Annotated in this window: 15 protein-coding genes; 10 read left to right on the top strand and 5 right to left on the bottom strand. The window is 72.8% G+C overall.

Annotated elements, in window-relative coordinates:
- Positions 1–57 precede the first annotated feature (57 nt).
- The 6 genes from AA23TX_RS10270 to AA23TX_RS10245 all read left to right on the top strand — a co-directional run bounded on the left by AA23TX_RS10270 (position 58) and on the right by AA23TX_RS10245 (position 4,002).
- Entirely contained in the window at positions 58–363 is a 306-nt protein-coding gene (locus AA23TX_RS10270) for an aminotransferase class IV (RefSeq protein WP_196425266.1), read from the top strand.
- Between the two features lie 19 nt (positions 364–382).
- A complete protein-coding gene (gene msrB / locus AA23TX_RS10265) occupies positions 383–805 on the top strand; it encodes a peptide-methionine (R)-S-oxide reductase MsrB (protein ID WP_155542319.1) in 423 nt (140 codons plus the stop codon).
- An 87-nt stretch (positions 806–892) separates the two neighbouring features.
- Positions 893–1,810 (top strand): TIGR04222 domain-containing membrane protein, encoded by a 918-nt coding sequence (locus AA23TX_RS10260; RefSeq protein WP_155542318.1) that lies wholly within the window; start codon positions 893–895, stop codon positions 1,808–1,810.
- 66 nt (positions 1,811–1,876) lie between these two features.
- Complete coding sequence (locus tag AA23TX_RS10255; protein ID WP_155542317.1) at positions 1,877–2,797, top strand: TIGR04222 domain-containing membrane protein; 921 nt, start codon at positions 1,877–1,879, stop codon at positions 2,795–2,797.
- The gene (locus tag AA23TX_RS10250) at positions 2,790–3,590 is read left to right on the top strand and encodes an MbnB/TglH/ChrH family RiPP precursor modification enzyme (protein WP_155542316.1); all 801 of its coding nucleotides are present in this window, start codon (positions 2,790–2,792) and stop codon (positions 3,588–3,590) included. The genes AA23TX_RS10255 and AA23TX_RS10250 overlap by 8 nt, the downstream gene beginning before the upstream one ends.
- 73 nt (positions 3,591–3,663) lie before the next feature.
- A complete protein-coding gene (locus tag AA23TX_RS10245; protein ID WP_155542315.1) occupies positions 3,664–4,002 on the top strand; it encodes an SCO6045 C-terminal-like domain-containing protein in 339 nt (112 codons plus the stop codon).
- Between the two features lie 377 nt (positions 4,003–4,379).
- On the opposite strand, the gene AA23TX_RS10240 is transcribed toward AA23TX_RS10245, so the two are convergent.
- Genes AA23TX_RS10240 through hemE form a run of 4 tightly spaced genes read right to left on the bottom strand, consistent with a single transcriptional unit; the run spans position 4,380 to position 8,967 of the window.
- On the bottom strand, positions 4,380–5,732 hold the full coding sequence (locus tag AA23TX_RS10240; protein ID WP_439328754.1) for a CoA transferase: 1,353 nt from the start codon (positions 5,730–5,732) through the stop codon (positions 4,380–4,382).
- 17 nt (positions 5,733–5,749) lie between these two features.
- A complete protein-coding gene (gene hemQ, locus AA23TX_RS10235) occupies positions 5,750–6,442 on the bottom strand; it encodes a hydrogen peroxide-dependent heme synthase (RefSeq protein WP_155544358.1) in 693 nt (230 codons plus the stop codon).
- Positions 6,443–6,499: 57 nt separating this feature from the next.
- The gene (gene hemG, locus AA23TX_RS10230; RefSeq protein WP_155542314.1) at positions 6,500–7,900 is read right to left on the bottom strand and encodes a protoporphyrinogen oxidase; all 1,401 of its coding nucleotides are present in this window, start codon (positions 7,898–7,900) and stop codon (positions 6,500–6,502) included.
- On the bottom strand, positions 7,897–8,967 hold the full coding sequence (gene hemE, locus AA23TX_RS10225) for a uroporphyrinogen decarboxylase (RefSeq protein WP_155542313.1): 1,071 nt from the start codon (positions 8,965–8,967) through the stop codon (positions 7,897–7,899). The genes hemG and hemE overlap by 4 nt, the downstream gene beginning before the upstream one ends.
- Positions 8,968–9,055: 88 nt before the next feature.
- Between hemE and AA23TX_RS10220 the strand changes: the two genes are divergently transcribed.
- The 3 genes from AA23TX_RS10220 (at position 9,056) to AA23TX_RS10210 (ending at position 12,430) form a co-directional block, all read left to right on the top strand.
- Complete coding sequence (locus AA23TX_RS10220; protein ID WP_196425265.1) at positions 9,056–9,619, top strand: DUF3000 domain-containing protein; 564 nt, start codon at positions 9,056–9,058, stop codon at positions 9,617–9,619.
- 781 nt (positions 9,620–10,400) lie between these two features.
- The gene (locus tag AA23TX_RS10215; RefSeq protein ID WP_033261886.1) at positions 10,401–11,117 is read left to right on the top strand and encodes a response regulator; all 717 of its coding nucleotides are present in this window, start codon (positions 10,401–10,403) and stop codon (positions 11,115–11,117) included.
- Between the two features lie 92 nt (positions 11,118–11,209).
- Entirely contained in the window at positions 11,210–12,430 is a 1,221-nt protein-coding gene (locus AA23TX_RS10210) for a ribonuclease D (protein ID WP_155544356.1), read from the top strand.
- 71 nt (positions 12,431–12,501) lie between these two features.
- Here AA23TX_RS10210 and AA23TX_RS10205 read toward each other — a convergent pair whose 3' ends face one another.
- Complete coding sequence (locus AA23TX_RS10205; RefSeq protein ID WP_155542312.1) at positions 12,502–13,167, bottom strand: TetR/AcrR family transcriptional regulator; 666 nt, start codon at positions 13,165–13,167, stop codon at positions 12,502–12,504.
- A 181-nt stretch (positions 13,168–13,348) separates the two neighbouring features.
- Here AA23TX_RS10205 and AA23TX_RS10200 point away from each other — a divergent pair, with 181 nt between their 5' ends.
- Positions 13,349–14,812: an amino acid permease gene (locus AA23TX_RS10200; protein ID WP_155542311.1), complete on the top strand. Its 1,464-nt coding sequence runs from the start codon at positions 13,349–13,351 to the stop codon at positions 14,810–14,812.
- The last annotated feature ends 8 nt before the right edge of the window (positions 14,813–14,820 follow it).

Genomic DNA, 14,820 nt, shown 5'->3' with positions numbered 1-14,820 from the left:
CCGAGACTTAACGCGCCGCTGGTGGGCTGACGGGCGCGGATGGCCTACCGTGGAAGCATGGCCGACAACGGAGCTTCGCTGCCGGGCCAGAATCCTCGCTTCCACGAGGACCTGGTCGGCCTGGATCCGTACGACCCGGAGGCGCTCGCGTTCGCCGAGCACCTCGACCGGATCGAGCGCTCCGGTCCCAACTACACGATCGAAGCCGCGCTGGACGGCGTGGCCGACTTCGCCGACTCCAGCAACCGCCTCGGCGGGCTGCGCTACTGGGTGTCGGCCTTCATCGTCGTGCTCATCGTGCTCGGCGTGATAGTCGCCGCATGGGACATCGTCGTGCACGCCCTGGCGTGGCTCGCGGCGTAACGTGGACCGGGTGAAAGGTATGAAACCCGTTGTCGGCGCCACCCCACGCGTCGTGAAGTCCGAGCAGGAATGGCGGGAAGAGCTGAGCCCGGAGGAGTACGCCGTACTCCGCCAGGCCGGCACCGAACGGCCGTTCACCGGCGAATACACCGACACGCAGACGACCGGCAGCTACGAGTGCCGCGCCTGCGGTGCCGAGCTGTTCCGCAGCGACACGAAGTTCGAGAGCCACTGCGGCTGGCCGTCCTTCTTCGACCCGGCGGACTCCGACGCCGTGCTGCTGCGCGAAGACCGGACCATGGGCATGAAGCGGATCGAGGTGCTCTGCGGCTCCTGCCACAGCCACCTCGGGCACGTCTTCGAAGGCGAGGGCTACGCGACCCCGACCGACCAGCGCTACTGCATCAACTCGATTTCGCTGAAGCTGGTGCCCCAGTCGTAGGACCGCCAGCCTAAATCCTCCTCAAGCCGACAACCGCCGCCCTTCCTCGGACGTAGTCTCCGCACACGGACGAGGGAGGGCGGCGTCATGACCGACACCTGGGGCATTCCCGGACCGCTGTTCACAGGCCTCTACCTGGGCCTCCTGCTCGTACCCGCGCTCTACGCCGCGGTGCGCGTCAAGCTGCTGCTGCGCGGCCGCGCGGGCGGCGCGCCGGACCGGGCCGAAGAACTCGCACTGCTGACCGGCGGGCGCCCGCGCGCCGGCGAGTTCGTCGTCGCGCGCCTGCTGGAGCGCCAGACCATCCGGATGGACGGCACCGGCCGCGTGCACCGCGTCCGGGGCAGCGCGCCGGACGACCTGGGCCGCGCCGCCCTGACGCGGATCAGCAAGACCGGCACCGCCGTCGCTTCGGTGAGCCGTGAAGTGCTGCACCACCCCGCGCTGGCCGACCTGGAAAACGGCCTGGTCGCGCGCGGCCTGCTCGTCGACGCGGGGAAGATCCGCCGGACCTGGGTGTTCACCGCCGTCGCGTACTGGGTGCTGCTCGTCTTCGGGATTCTCCGGCTGATCGCCGGCAGCTCCACCGGGCACCCCGTCGGCTTCCTGGTGGGCCTGCTGCTGCTCGGCCTGGTCGCGGCCATCTTCGTCACGACCCGGGCCGCGAACCCCTCCGAGGTCAAGGCCACCACCGCCGGGCGGGCCGCGGCGGGCGAGGCCGAGCGCGCCGGCTCGCTGACGTCCGGCCCGGCGGGCGCGGTCGCCGTCGGCGGGTTCGGCGGCCACCCCGACAAGGACGTCCGGCTGGCCGTCAGCCGCTCCACGGTGGTGTCGACGTCCCGTGCCCACAGCCGCCGCGGCCGGTGGGCGGCGGCCGGCGGCGGTGGCGGGTTCGCCGGCTACTACGGCGGCAGCTCCTGCAGTGGAGCGAGCGGTGGCAGCTCTTGCGGCGGTGGCGGCGGGGGCGGCTGCGGAGGCGGTGGCGGCGGGGGCTGCGGCGGTTGAAACGCCGACGCGAGCACCCGCGTCTCACAGCTACGGTAACCGCAACTCAGTGAGGGGAGACGGGCGATGGACGACCCGTGGGGCATCTCTGGACCGGATTTCGTGGTCCTCTACATCGCACTGCTCGGCGCGGTGCTGCTGATCCGCGTCATCGTGAGCGGAGTCGTCTCGAGCCGCGCGCTGCGGGCGGACAACGAGCGTCCCGGCCCGCCGCCGACCGTTTACCAGCTCGCGTTCCTCGCGGGCGGCCCCGACCGGGCCTCCGACGCGGCGATCGCGGCGCTGGTGGAGCGCGGACAGCTGCGCGTCAACAGCTACAAGCAGATCAGCCAGGCCGGCACGCGGCCGTCCGAACCGCTGGAGCAGGCGATCTTCGACGCGGCGCAGCTGAAGACCACGGCGACGCTGCGGGGCCACGGCCGCCGGTCGGCGGCGATGCGGACCCTGGAAGAGGGCCTCGAGCAGCGGGGGCTCCTGGCGTCGGTGGCCGCGAAGCGGCAGGCCCGGACGTTCGGGCTCGTCCTGCAGCTGGCCGTGCTGGTGCTCGGCCTGGTGCGGCTGGTCAACGGCATCTCGCTCGGCCGGCCGGTCGGGGTCCTGGTGTTCCTGGTGCTGGTCGCGGCCGTGCTGACGATCGTGGCCGCGGTCCGGCGGTCGAAGACCGGGGCCCGGCAGCCGTCGGCCGCGGGGCACCGCCTGCTCGGGCAGGCGCGGGCCGCGGCGAGCGGCCCGGTGCCGGCCGGGATGCTGGCGGGCGGCGTGCTGCTCGGCGGCGCCGTGGCCGCGGTCGCGCTCGGCGGCTGGGCGATGTACCCGGACGAGGAGCTGAGCGCGGCGCTGATGCCGCCCGCGGGCTCCTTCGGCGGCGGCGGTTCGTCGGGCGGGTCCTCGTGCTCGAGCTCGTCGTGCAGCAGCGGGTCTTCGTGCAGCAGCGGCTCGTCCTGCGGCGGCGGCTCTTCGTGCGGCGGAGGGGGCTGCGGTGGGTGAGCTCGGCATCGGGATCGGCTGGCGGCACGAGCTGGACCTGTCCATCGCCCGCCTGCCCGGCGTCGACTGGGTGGAGGTGGTCGCCGAGAACCTGCACGCCGACCACCTCCCGGAAACCCTGAAAGCGCTGCGGAAGCGGGGAATGCCGGTGCTTCCGCACGCGGTGTCCCTGTCCCTGGGCGGGGCCGAGCCCCTGGACACCGGGCGCGTCCAGCACCTCGCGGAGATCGCGCGGGCCGTGGACGCGCCGCTGGTCAGCGACCACGTGTGCTTCGTGCGCGCGGGCGGGCTCGACTCGGGTCACCTGATGCCGCTCCCCCGCACCCGCGAAGCGCTGGACGTGCTGGTGGCCAACGTCCGGCTCGCCCAGTCCATCGTGGACGTCCCGTTCGCGCTGGAGAACATCGCCGCGGTGCTGGACTGGCCGTCCGCGGAGCTGACCGAGGAGCAGTTCCTCACCGAGCTGACCGAGCGGACGGACTGCCTGCTGATCATCGACGTCGCGAACCTGTACGCCAACGCCCGCAACATCGGCACCGACCCGGTGGCGTTCCTCGACGGCATCCCGTGGGAGCGGCTGGCGTACGTGCACATGGCGGGCGGCATCGAGCGCGACGGCGTCTACCACGACACCCACGCCCACCCGGTGCTGCCGGAGGTCCTGTCGCTGCTCGCCGAGCTCCGCCGCCGGACGGATCCCCCGGGGGTGCTGCTGGAACGCGACGACGACTACCCGACCGACGACGAGCTGGCCGCGGAGCTGGCGGCCCTGCGAGCGGCGGTGACGGGGTGAGCCGGGCGGAGCTGGCCGCCCAGCAGGCGGCGGTGACGGGGTGCCTGGCCGCCCTACGAGCGGCGGTGACGGGGTGAGCCGGGTGGACCTGGCCGCCCAGCAGGCAGCGCTGCTCCGGGCGTTGCTGGCCGACGGGCCGGCGCCTCCGGGTTTCGACACCGCGCGGTTGCGGGTGGAGGCCCAGGTGCTGCGGCGCAAGCACGGGCGGGTGCTGGCTTATCAGCGTCCCGAGCTGGCGGAGCAGCTCGGGGAGCGGTTCGGCCCGCTGTTCGCGGAGTTCGCCGCGGGGCGACCCAAGCGGGATGCCGAGCGGTCGGGGGCTTATGCCGACGCGTTCGTGGAGTGGCTGATCGAGGGTGGGCACGTGGCGAAGCCTCGGCGGGGGTGGGTTTCCCGCCTCCGGCGGAGGTGACGGCGCGGGTTCGACGGCGGTGCGGGGTCGACGGCGGTGACTGCGGTTGGCAAATCTCGGCAGCCAGGTCGCGAAGTCCCGTGCCGCGTCGCATCCACAAGCCGGCCGACTTGTGGACAACCAAGCTCGGACCGGGCTGTTCGTCGGACCTCGCCGGTAAACTGGATGCGGGGGCACCCCCCGGGATGGGCGGGCTGCGTCCGGGCGGGCGGGGTCGGGGCGGGCTGCGACCGCGCAAGCAAAGTCAGGGCGGACCGCGTTCGAGCGAGCCTGCCCAGCGCAAGCCAGTCTGCGTCCGAGCGAGCCTGCTCAGCACAAGCCGGGCTGCGTCCGAACGAACCGACTCAACAAGCCGGGCTGCCTCAGCACCCGCAGAGTCAGGGCGTCCAAGTCGGTTTGTCGACTCCGGGCAGCCGCGTCCCGAAGTCCCAGTGCGGCTCCGCTCCCGGCAATCCGCCGGCCATCCGGACCCGCGTCAGCCGGCCGTAGCCGCTGTCCGTCTCCTCCAGCAGGTCGGTGAAGTCCGCGGCAACCGCCGCGGGTTCCTTGCGCCCCAACGAATCCAGCCATCGGCCCGTTCCCGCCAGGGACAGCCGGACCCGCCACGTGCCGCCGTCGGTTACCTGGCGGCGCAACGCCGTCATCACCGCCGCCGCCGCGAGCCAGCCCGTTCCGTGGTCCAGCGCCTGGACCGGGAGCGGCGAAGGGTCGGGACCGAAAGCCATGCCGTTCGACATCTGGACCAGGCTGTCGAACCCGCGACGCCTCGCCCACGGGCCTTCCCAGCCGTACGCGCTCAGGTCCGCGATCACCAAGCCCGGCCGCAGCTCCGCCAGCTCCGAGGGTCCGAAACCGATGCGGGAAAGCGCCCCCGGGCGGAACGACTGCACCAGCACGTCCGCGCGGCTGATCAGCTTCTTCAGCCGGGCGCGGCCGCCCTCGGTGTCCAGGGCCACGAACGCCGATCGCTTGCCCTGTCCCGTATCCCGCACCAAAGTCTCGACGCGGGGCAGGTGCGCCGCGCCGATGTGCAGGACGTCGGCGCCGTGCGCCGCCAGCACCCGGCCGGCCACCGGGCCCGCGAGCACGTGCGTCAGCTCCAGGATCCGGATGCCGCCCAGTGGACGGTCCGAGTAGAACAACGTCCGCTTCGGCGCCTCGCCGATCGGCGCCAGGTCCACCAACGGCAACGACGCCACGGCCGACCCCTGCGGGTGCGCGGCCCAGTCCTCGGGCGAGCGCAGCTGGGCCGCCGCTCCCCCGGCCGACACGACGGCGTGCTCGACCTCGCGCGCGCCGCGTCCGGCGACGGCCTTCGTCACCGCCTCGCGGCTGCCCGGGACGCCGAGGCCCCAGCACACCGCCGCTTCGTGGCGCGGGTAGTTGCAGTGCAGGCGGACCCAGCCGTCGGCCGTGCGGTAGTTGCCCGACAACGGCGCCCACACCGGCTCCGGCGACGCACCCTCGACGCGCGAAAGCCCTTCGCTCGCGAACGCCGCCGCCGCGTGGCGCGTGTCCGCCGTGACGACACCCGGCTCGATTTCGCGCAGCTTCAGCATTTCCCCGGCCGCCAGTGTCGCGGCGGCAACGGACGCGGTAGCGGCGGCCGCCACCCGGTACGGGCCGGGCAGCACGTCTTCGGCGCCGGTCAGCTCGACCGGTCCCGGCGCTTCCCCGGTGAGGGTGCGCCAGACGCCGTCCAGGACCTCGGGCACAGTGTCTTCGGGCACCACAGTGTCGTCGGGCACTAGGGCAGGGCCGCGACGAGCTCGGCGGGCGGCACGCGCGTGCCGGTGTAGAACGGGATCTCCTCGCGCACGTGCAGCCGCGCCTCGGTGCCGCGCAGGTGGCGCATCAGGTCGACGATCCGGTGCAGCTCGTCGGCTTCGAAGGCCAGGATCCACTCGTAGTCGCCCAGCGCGAACGACGCGACGGTGTTGGCGCGCACGTCCGGGTAGTCGCGGGCTTCCTTGCCGTGGTCGGCGAGCATCTTGCGGCGGTCGGCGTCCGGCAGCAGGTACCACTCGTAGGAGCGGACGAACGGGTAGACGCAGATGAACTTGCGGGCCTCTTCGCCGGCGAGGAACGCCGGGATGTGGCTCTTGTTGAACTCCGCGGGCCGGTGCAGCGCGGTCTGGCTCCAGACCGGCGTCGACGCGCGGCCGAGCGGGGTCCGGCGGAAGCCCGAGTAGGCCGCCTGGACCTGCTCGATCTCCTCGGCGTGCCACCAGATCATGTAGTCGGCGTCGGCGCGCAGGCCGGAGAGGTCGTAGACACCGCGGACGACGACACCCTTCGCCTCCAGGCCGTCGAGGTACTCGGTCGTCTCGCGACCGGCCGTCCCGCGGTCCTCGCCCAGCCGGCCCGGCTCGATCCGGAAGACCGACCAGGTGGTGTAGCGGATGGTGTCGTTGAGCTCGTTGTAGTTGACCCGCGCCATGGTTCCCATCCTGTCACCGCGACGACGCGGGCGCTGCCACGGGTCAGGTGAGAGCACTCACGAAGCGAGGTGGGCCGCGATCCGGTGCGCCGCCGCCTCGGCCGTCGCCACGCACGCCGGGAGCCCCACGCCGTGCAGGGTCGCCCCCGCCACCGCGAGCCCCGGCACCTGCGCGATCGCCTTCTCGATCCGCTCCACGCGCTCGAGGTGGCCCGTGCCGTACTGCGGCAGCCCGCCGCCCCAGCGCGTCACCAGCGTCTCGACCGGCGACGCCCGCACGCCCGTCAGCCGCGCGAGGTCGTCGCGGACCACGCGGACCAGCTCGACGTCGTCGGCCTGCAACGCGCCCAGGTCGCCGAACCGCCCGACCGAGCCGCGGACCAGCACCGGGCCGGTGCCGAAGTGCGCCCACTTGCGCGAAGAGAACGTGAACGCCTTCGCCGCGTACGGCTTGCCCGAGGAGTCGCTTTCGCCGGCGCCGATCAGGATCCCCGACGCGTCGGGCAGGCGCGTGCCGGGCGGCAGCGCGAGCGCCACCACGGCCATCGAGGCCAGCTCGACCTCGCCGAACGCCGCCGAAGCCGCGGGCACCAGCTCGGCCAGCAGCCGCCGGGCCGAGGGCGCGGGCACCGCGAGCACGACCGCGTCGGCCTCGACCGTGTTGTCCGCCGGCGCGTGCGCCGTGGGGTTCGCGCCGATCCGCAGCCGCCAGCCGGTGCCGTGCCGCTCGATGTCGCAGACCGGCAGCCCGGTCCGCAGCTCGGCGCCGGACAGCTCGGTGAGCCGGTCGACCAGCGTGCCCAGGCCACCGGGGACCGTCCCGAACACCGGCGCCGTACTCGGCGAAGCGGGCAGCTGCGCCTTCGCCGCCGCGGTCAGCGAACCGGCTCCCGCGGCCACCGCCGCGGCCAGGCCGGGCATGGTCGCGCGCAGGCCCAGACCGTCCGCGCCGCCCGCGTAGACGCCGCCGAGCAACGGGTCGACGAGCCGGTCGACCAGCTCGTCGCCGAACCGCTCGCGCAGCAGCGGCCCGAGCGGCAGGTCACCGCTCGGCAGCCGCAGCTCGGGCAGCGACGGCTCGGCCTCGACGGCCCGCCGCCCGGCCTCGGACAGCACTCCGGCCACCGACTCCGCCGACGCCGGGACGCCCATGACGGTGCCCGGCGGCAGGCCGGTGACGGTGCCGCCCGCGTGGATCTTCGCGCGTGCCTTTGTCGGGTGGACGACGTCGAGGCCGACCTCGCGGGCCAGCTCGAGCATCTCGGGACGGCGGACGAGGAAGGCCTCCGCGCCGACGTCGTACGGGACGCCGGCCAGTTCGGCCGTGCGCAGCTTCCCGCCCGGCGTCTTCGTCTTCTCGAACACGACGATCTCGGCGCTGTCGCCGAGCAGCCGCCGCAGCCGGTACGCCGCGGTCAGCCCCGAAACGCCCCCGCCGACGACGGCGACGCGCTTCACAGCTCGTGCACCAGCCCGACCACGCGGGTCAGCACGTCGGGGTCGACGCCCGGCAGCACGCCGTGGCCGAGGTTGAAGATGTGGCCGTCGGCCGCCCGTCCCTCTTCGACGATCCGGCGGACCTCGGCTTCGAGGACCGGCCAGGACGCGTGCAGCAGCGCCGGGTCGAGGTTGCCCTGCACGACGGCGCTGCCGCCGAGGCGCCGGACCGCTTCGTCGAGCGGGATCCGCCAGTCGACGCCGACGACGTCCGCGCCCGCTTCGCGCATGGCGACGAGGAGCTCGCCGGTACCGACGCCGAAGTGGATCCGCGGCACGCCGTACGCGGCGACGCCGTCGAGGACCTTCGCCGAGTGGGGCAGCACGAACTCGCGATAGTCCCGCTCCGACAGCGCGCCTGCCCAGGAGTCGAACAGCTGGATCGCGTCGACGCCGGCGTCGAGCTGCGCGCGCAGGAACGTCAGCGCGATGTCGGCCAGGCGGCCGGCCAGCTCGTGCCAGACCTCCGGCGACGAGTGCATCAGGGCCTTGGTGTGCTCGTGGTTGCGGCTCGGGCCGCCCTCGATGAGGTAGCTGGCCAGTGTGAACGGCGCACCGGCGAAGCCGATCAGCGGCGTCCCGCCGAGCCGCTCGACCAGCAGCCGGACGCCGTCGGCGACCTTCGCGACCTGGTCCGGCGCCAGCTCCGGCAGCGCCTTCACGGCGGCGAGGTCGCGCACCGGCGCCGCGACCACCGGGCCGGTGCCGGGGACGATGTCGATGTCGACCCCGGCGGCCTTCAGCGGCACGACGATGTCGCTGAAGAGGATGGCCGCGTCGACCGCGTGCCGGCGGACCGGCTGCAGCGTGATCTCGGCGAGCATCTCGGGGTCGAAACAGGCGTCGAGCATCGGCACGCCCTCGCGCAGCGCGCGGTACTCGGGCAGCGAGCGGCCGGCCTGGCGCATGAACCAGACGGGCGTGCGCGCCGGGCGTTCGCCGCGCGCGGCGGCCAGGAACGGGGCTTCGGGCAGCTCGCGGCGGCCGGACGGGGCGGCTCGCTGCGGCAGGGGCGTGGTCGGAGACATCGCCGTCAATCGTGCCACGAGCTGGGGACGGTGCTTCCATCGGCGCGCCTGCGCCCGCAACGGGGCGTGCCCGCCCTAAAGTCGAAGCGTGACCGCGATGACGCCAGTGCCCGAACTCTTCCGTGAAGCAGTTGTGGCGCTGCAGTCCGTCCGGCCCCGCCGGGAGGTGCTGCTGGAGCCGATGCGGGCCCCGCAGCGGCTCGCGCCGTGGTCGTACGCGGTCAGCTGCGAAGTTGCCGGGCCGGCGGACGTGCTGGCCTCGGGCCGGTTGGTCCTGCTGCACGACCCCGAGGGCCAAGAGGGCTGGGACGGCGTCCTCCGCCTGGTCATGTACGTGCGTGCGGAGCTGGACCGCGAGCTGGCGACCGACCCGTTCCTGCCGGCGGTCGGCTGGTCGTGGCTGACCGACGCCCTCGAGGTGTCGGGCGCGAGCTGGACGGCGCTGGGCGGCACGGTGACGGAGACGTCGTCGGCCCGTTTCGGCGACATCTCCGGGCCGGCGCGCACAGACGACCTGGAGCTGCGGGCGTCGTGGACGCCGACGGACGCCGGGCTGTTGCCGCACGGGCAGGCGTTCTGCCAGGTCATGGCCAGTGTCGTGGGCCTGCCGCCGGTCGGCGTGACGCTCTTCGGGCAGCGCCAGAGCTCCTGACCGGAGGCCACTGCCTCCCGTCGGGGAGGGGCGCCGCCGCGCGGCCGTCCGGGCGATCATCGGCAACGGATCGGCAACGGCCGCGCTCCCCCGGCCGTCCGCGCCCCAACCCTTGTATGGATGTGAGCAAATTTCACGTCCGCTGAACGCAGTCCAAACCAACGGGAACCCCCGATCGGCCCCCTCGGCGCACCACCGGCAGGCGGAGCGGCCGGACGGCGGCTGCCCACCCGGCGGACCGCCCCGACGTTCCTGAGGCCGTTTCACGTCTTCGCCGGTGCCCCCGTTCGTGACGCGGCGTGGTCACTCACCGCAACAAGATCAACTTGGGCCCGACGACCCGGAGACAGTCGGCGAGAGCCACGGACAGTCACCGTTCCCGGCTTCCAGGCGCCTCTCGGAAGCCGATCCGCGAAGTTGATCATGCCCCGGCCGGAGGCACATTCCGGCCCTCCGGGACCCCATCCGGCCCCTCGTCACTACGCGCACCGGCAGCTGCACACCTCATCTGCACGGCCATTTGGGCGCCGGTAACTTCTTTGCATCGTGTTCGCTGGGCTATCCGTTAGCAACCGGCCGTGTACTAGCCCGATCGTGTTACTCCGAACCCACTGAGTGACTGTTCGTTTGAGATAGATACCCATTCGATCCCCCCGCGAAGGGCCCAGGGCGGCTACAGTGCCTTCGACGACACCACTTTCGGTCTAAAGCTGGCGCGGCTGAACGGCCGAAGGTCCCGGTGCCGGTCGGGGGGCACGACCGACTCCAGGGAGGTAGTGACGTGGCTACCGTCGGCATTTCTCAGGCCGTCCGATCCACGCCAGCCGGTGCATTGCCGGCGAGCATGGTTCCGCACCCGCGGGAAGAGCTTTTTTCCGTGTTGGTGGTCGATGACCACCCGCTGTTGAGGGAGGCAATCGCAGCAAGACTCGCACAGATGGGTGCGGGTACCGTTCACGAAGCCGCCACGGTGGCCGAAGCGAGGGCGCGAGCACAGGCCACTGGGCCTTGTGACCTGGCGATCCTCGATCTCGGACTGCCGGACGGCAGCGGCATCGAGCTGGTTACGGAACTCCGTAGCCACGGCTGGCCGCGCGTGGTCGTACTCGCATCCTCGGACGACCCGTACGCGGTCCGCTCGGCCTTCCAGGCCGGGGCCCAGGCGTACCTGCTGAAGTCCGCGTCACCGGTCGTCGTGACCGATGGCGTGCGGCGTGTGCTCGAGGGCGGCGTCTACGCCGACCCGAGCGTGGCTCCGGTGCTGGCCACCGGGACCCGCGTCGCGGGCACCGACAACACCCCGCGCGAGCTGTCCGCTCGTGAGGTGGAGGTGCTCCAGCTGGTCGCCGACGGACAGTCCAACAAGGAGATCGGCGAGGAGCTTTCGCTCTCCGCTCTCACCGTCAAGTCCCACCTGTCCCGGATCGGGCGCAAGCTCGGCACGGGCGACCGGGCTCAGATGGTTGCGCTGGCCATGCGAGCCGGCGTCATCCGCTGACGCAGACGAACCTCCCTGCGGGGCGGGCGGACCAGGCGCGGTACGCCCGTCCCGTAGGGTCGTCGGTTATGGGAAGTGCAGAGGCCTCCGGGATGGAAATCGAGTCCACGGGCGGCCCTGTGCTGCTACGCGAACCCACCGAGGGCACGCCCCCGGTGGTCACGGACCAGTCCGCGCTGGCTGAGGCCTGCGCGCGGCTGGCCGCGGGTACGGGCGCCGTCGCCGTCGACACCGAACGCGCGTCCGGCTACCGGTACTGGCCCAAGGCCTACCTCGTCCAGCTGCGGCGCGAGGGTTCCGGCACGGTCCTGATCGACCCGACCGAGCTGGACGACCTCACCCCGCTGAAGAACGTCTTGAATTCCCTGGAGTGGGTGCTGCACGCCGCCTCCCAGGACCTCCCCTGTCTCGCCGAGCTGGACCTGCACCCGGCGGCGCTGTTCGACACCGAGCTGGCCGGCCGGCTGGCGGGCTACGAGCGCGTCGCGCTGGGGACGCTGGTCGAGCTGCTGCTGGGCTACACCCTCGAGAAGGGGCACAGCGCGGCCGACTGGTCCAAGCGGCCGCTGCCGGTCGACTGGCTCAACTACGCGGCCCTCGACGTCGAGCTGCTCATCCAGCTGCGCGAAAAGCTGGAGGCGGAGCTGGGCGCCCAGGGCAAGCTGGAGTGGGCGCGGCAGGAGTTCGAGAACGTCCGCACCGCCCCGCCGCCCGCACCGCGGGCCGAGCCGTGGCGCCGGACGTCCGGCGTCCACAAGATCCGCAACCCGCGCGGCTTGGCGGCGGTCCGCGAGCTGTGGCAGGCCCGCGACGAGCTGGCCCGCAAACGCGACCGCGCGCCGAGCCGGATCCTGCCGGACAGCGCGATCATCAACGCGGTGACGGCCGACCCGAAGACGGTCGAGGACCTCCAGGCGCTGCCGGTGTTCAGCGGCCGCGTCCAGCGCAAGTACACGGCGAACTGGCTCCGCCACCTCCAGGCGGCGCGCGCGCTCCCGGCTTCCGAGCTGCCGTCACCGTCCCAGCCGACGGACGGCCCGCCCCCGGTGAACCGCTGGGCGGACAAGGACCCGGACGCGGCGGCCCGGCTGTCGGCGGTGCGAGCGGCACTGACGGCGATCGCGGAGGACCGGCGGCTGCCGGTGGAGAACCTGCTGCTGCCGGACCTGGTGCGCCGCACGTGCTGGCGTCCCCCGGCCTCGACGGACGAGGACACGGTGGCGGAGGTGCTGCGAGCGGGCGGAGCGCGGCCGTGGCAGATCGAGTTGACGGCGACGGCGTTGAGCAAGGCCCTGCAGACGACGGCTTCCTGACCCGTCGTGAGTGAGAAACCGGGCTAGAACACTGTTTCTCACTCACGACCCGCTGCGGCAGACCAGCGTCGCTAGCCGGTGAGGGTCGCCAGCAGCGTGTGGGCCTCGGTGCGCAGCTCCTCCGTCGGCTCCGGCAGCCCCACCAGCCGGACCACGCCGTCCGCGCCTTCGCGGACGTGGGCCTCGACGTCCAGCTCCGGGTCGTCCCTGCGGATCACCGCGATGCTCTCCACCAACCCGAACACCAGGTCGGTCCGGATCGGCACGGCCGAAGGCGCGACGCCGCACGCCGCCACCAGCTGCCCGTACGCCGCCTTCAGGTCCGCGCGCTCCGCTCGGAAGCGGGCCAGGTTCGGTGAAGCGACCTCCGGCAGCAGGTACAGCGCGCCCAGGTTGTGGTGAGCGCCGCCGAGCAGGCCGATGTCCGCGTACGCCAGGGCCCACAGCCGGACCGCCGCCGGGGCCGAGCCCGCGACCAGCCGGGCCGCCACGTCGAGCGACGGCCGGACCGTCTCGGCCAGCAGCGCCGCGAGGATGTCTTCCTTGGCCGGGAAGTGGTAGTAGAGCGACGCCTGGCGCAGGCCCGCGCGTTCGGCGATCGCCCGCGTCGTCGTCGCCGCGTAGCCGGCTCCGGTGAACAGCTCCCCCGCCGCGTCGAGCACGGCTTGACGCGCGTCCGGCCGGTTCGCCGCCGCGCCGCTCGCCCGGGGCCTGCCGACCCCCACCCCTTTGACCACGGCGGTGATCTTGCCAGGTTCGCCGCCCGGACACCCGCACCGAGGCGTGGTTACACCCACATGTCGGCGTTGACGCGCGGTCGAGGCGGTCGTTAACAAGCTCCTAACGCACCGGAGATCGGAAAACGCTTGCGTGGCCCCTAATTTCTGTCATGCGATCGAAACCAAGTCAGGAGCGTGCATGGCCGACGAACTCGCCGCCTTCGGTTACCGTCAAGAGCTTCGCCGGTCATTGGGCGGGTTTTCCGCCTTCGCCGCCGGCTTTTCGTTCGTCTCGATCCTCACGACCGTCTTCCAGCTCTTCGGCTTCGGCTACACCTTCGGCGGTCCGCTCTTCTTCTGGACGTGGCCGGTGGTGCTCGCCGGCCAGGTCCTCGTGGCGCTGACCTTCGCCGAGCTCGCCGCGCGCTACCCGCTCGCCGGATCCGTGTACCAGTGGGCGAAACAGCTCGCCCGCGGCTTCCTCGGCTGGCTCGCCGGCTGGATGATGCTGCTCGGCTGCGTCGTCGCGCTCGCGGCCGCGGCGATCGCGCTGCAGATCGTGCTCCCGTCGGTGTGGGACGGCTTCCAGCTCGTCGGCGGCGACCCCGCGGTGACGTCGCCGTCGGGCGCGGCCAACGCCGTCCTGCTCGGCACGCTCCTGCTCCTCTTCACCACCGCGGTCAACGCCGGCGGCGTGCGGCTGATCGCGCGGATCAACGACGTCGGGGTCGCGGCCGAGCTGCTCGGCGTCGTCGTCCTCATCACCGGCCTGGCCCTGTTCGCGGTCCGCGGGCCGCAGGTCGTGCTGCACGACGCTCCCGGCACGAGCGCCGGAACAGGCGGAGTGCTCGCTTCGGCGCTCATGGCGGCGTACGTCCTCTACGGCTTCGACACCGCCGCGTCGGTCGCCGAAGAGACGAAGAACGCGCGAAGGGCCGCTCCGCGCGCGGTGCTGCGAGCGGTGCTCGTGTCCGGGATCGGCGGGCTGGCCGTGGTGCTCACCGCGCTGATGGCCGCGCCGAGCCTCACCGACGGGCAGCTCGCCGGCCACGGCCTGCCGTACGTGATCACCGCCGTCTTCGGCGACACCCTCGGCCGGATCTTCCTCGCCGACGTCGCGATCGCCGTCGTCGTCTGCACCCTGACCATCCAAACGGGCACCGTCCGGCTGATCTACGCGATGGCCCGCGACGGCGCGCTCCCCGCCTCCGCCCGACTTTCGTCGGTGAGTTCGCGCACGGGGACGCCGGTCGCGCCGGCCCTCGTGTCCGGCGCGCTCGCGATCGGGTTGCTGCTGCTCAACCTCGGCAACCCGACGCTGTTCAGCACGATCACCGGGACGTCGGTGGTGGTCGTCTACCTGGCGTACCTGCTGGTCACCGGGCCCCTGCTGGTGAAGCGGCTGCGCGGGCGCTTCCCCGCCGAGCCCGGGCTGTTCTCCCTCGGCCGCTGGGGCGTCCCGGTGAACGGAGCGGCCGTTCTCTACGGCATCGCCATGATCGTGAACATCGCCTGGCCGCGCCCGGAGATCTACGACGTGACCGGTTCGGGCGCCCCCTGGATGCTCTTGTTCCCGATAGAGTTCGTCGGCGGCGCACTGGTGATCGGCCGGCTCTGCTGGCTGCGGCTGCGTCCCGCCCCCGCCCTCGAACCCGCGCTCTGAGAGAGGAC

It is taken from the genome of Amycolatopsis camponoti (assembly GCF_902497555.1).
GTDB lineage: Bacteria > Actinomycetota > Actinomycetes > Mycobacteriales > Pseudonocardiaceae > Amycolatopsis > Amycolatopsis camponoti.
This window is presented reverse-complemented; position numbering and strand designations above follow the sequence as displayed.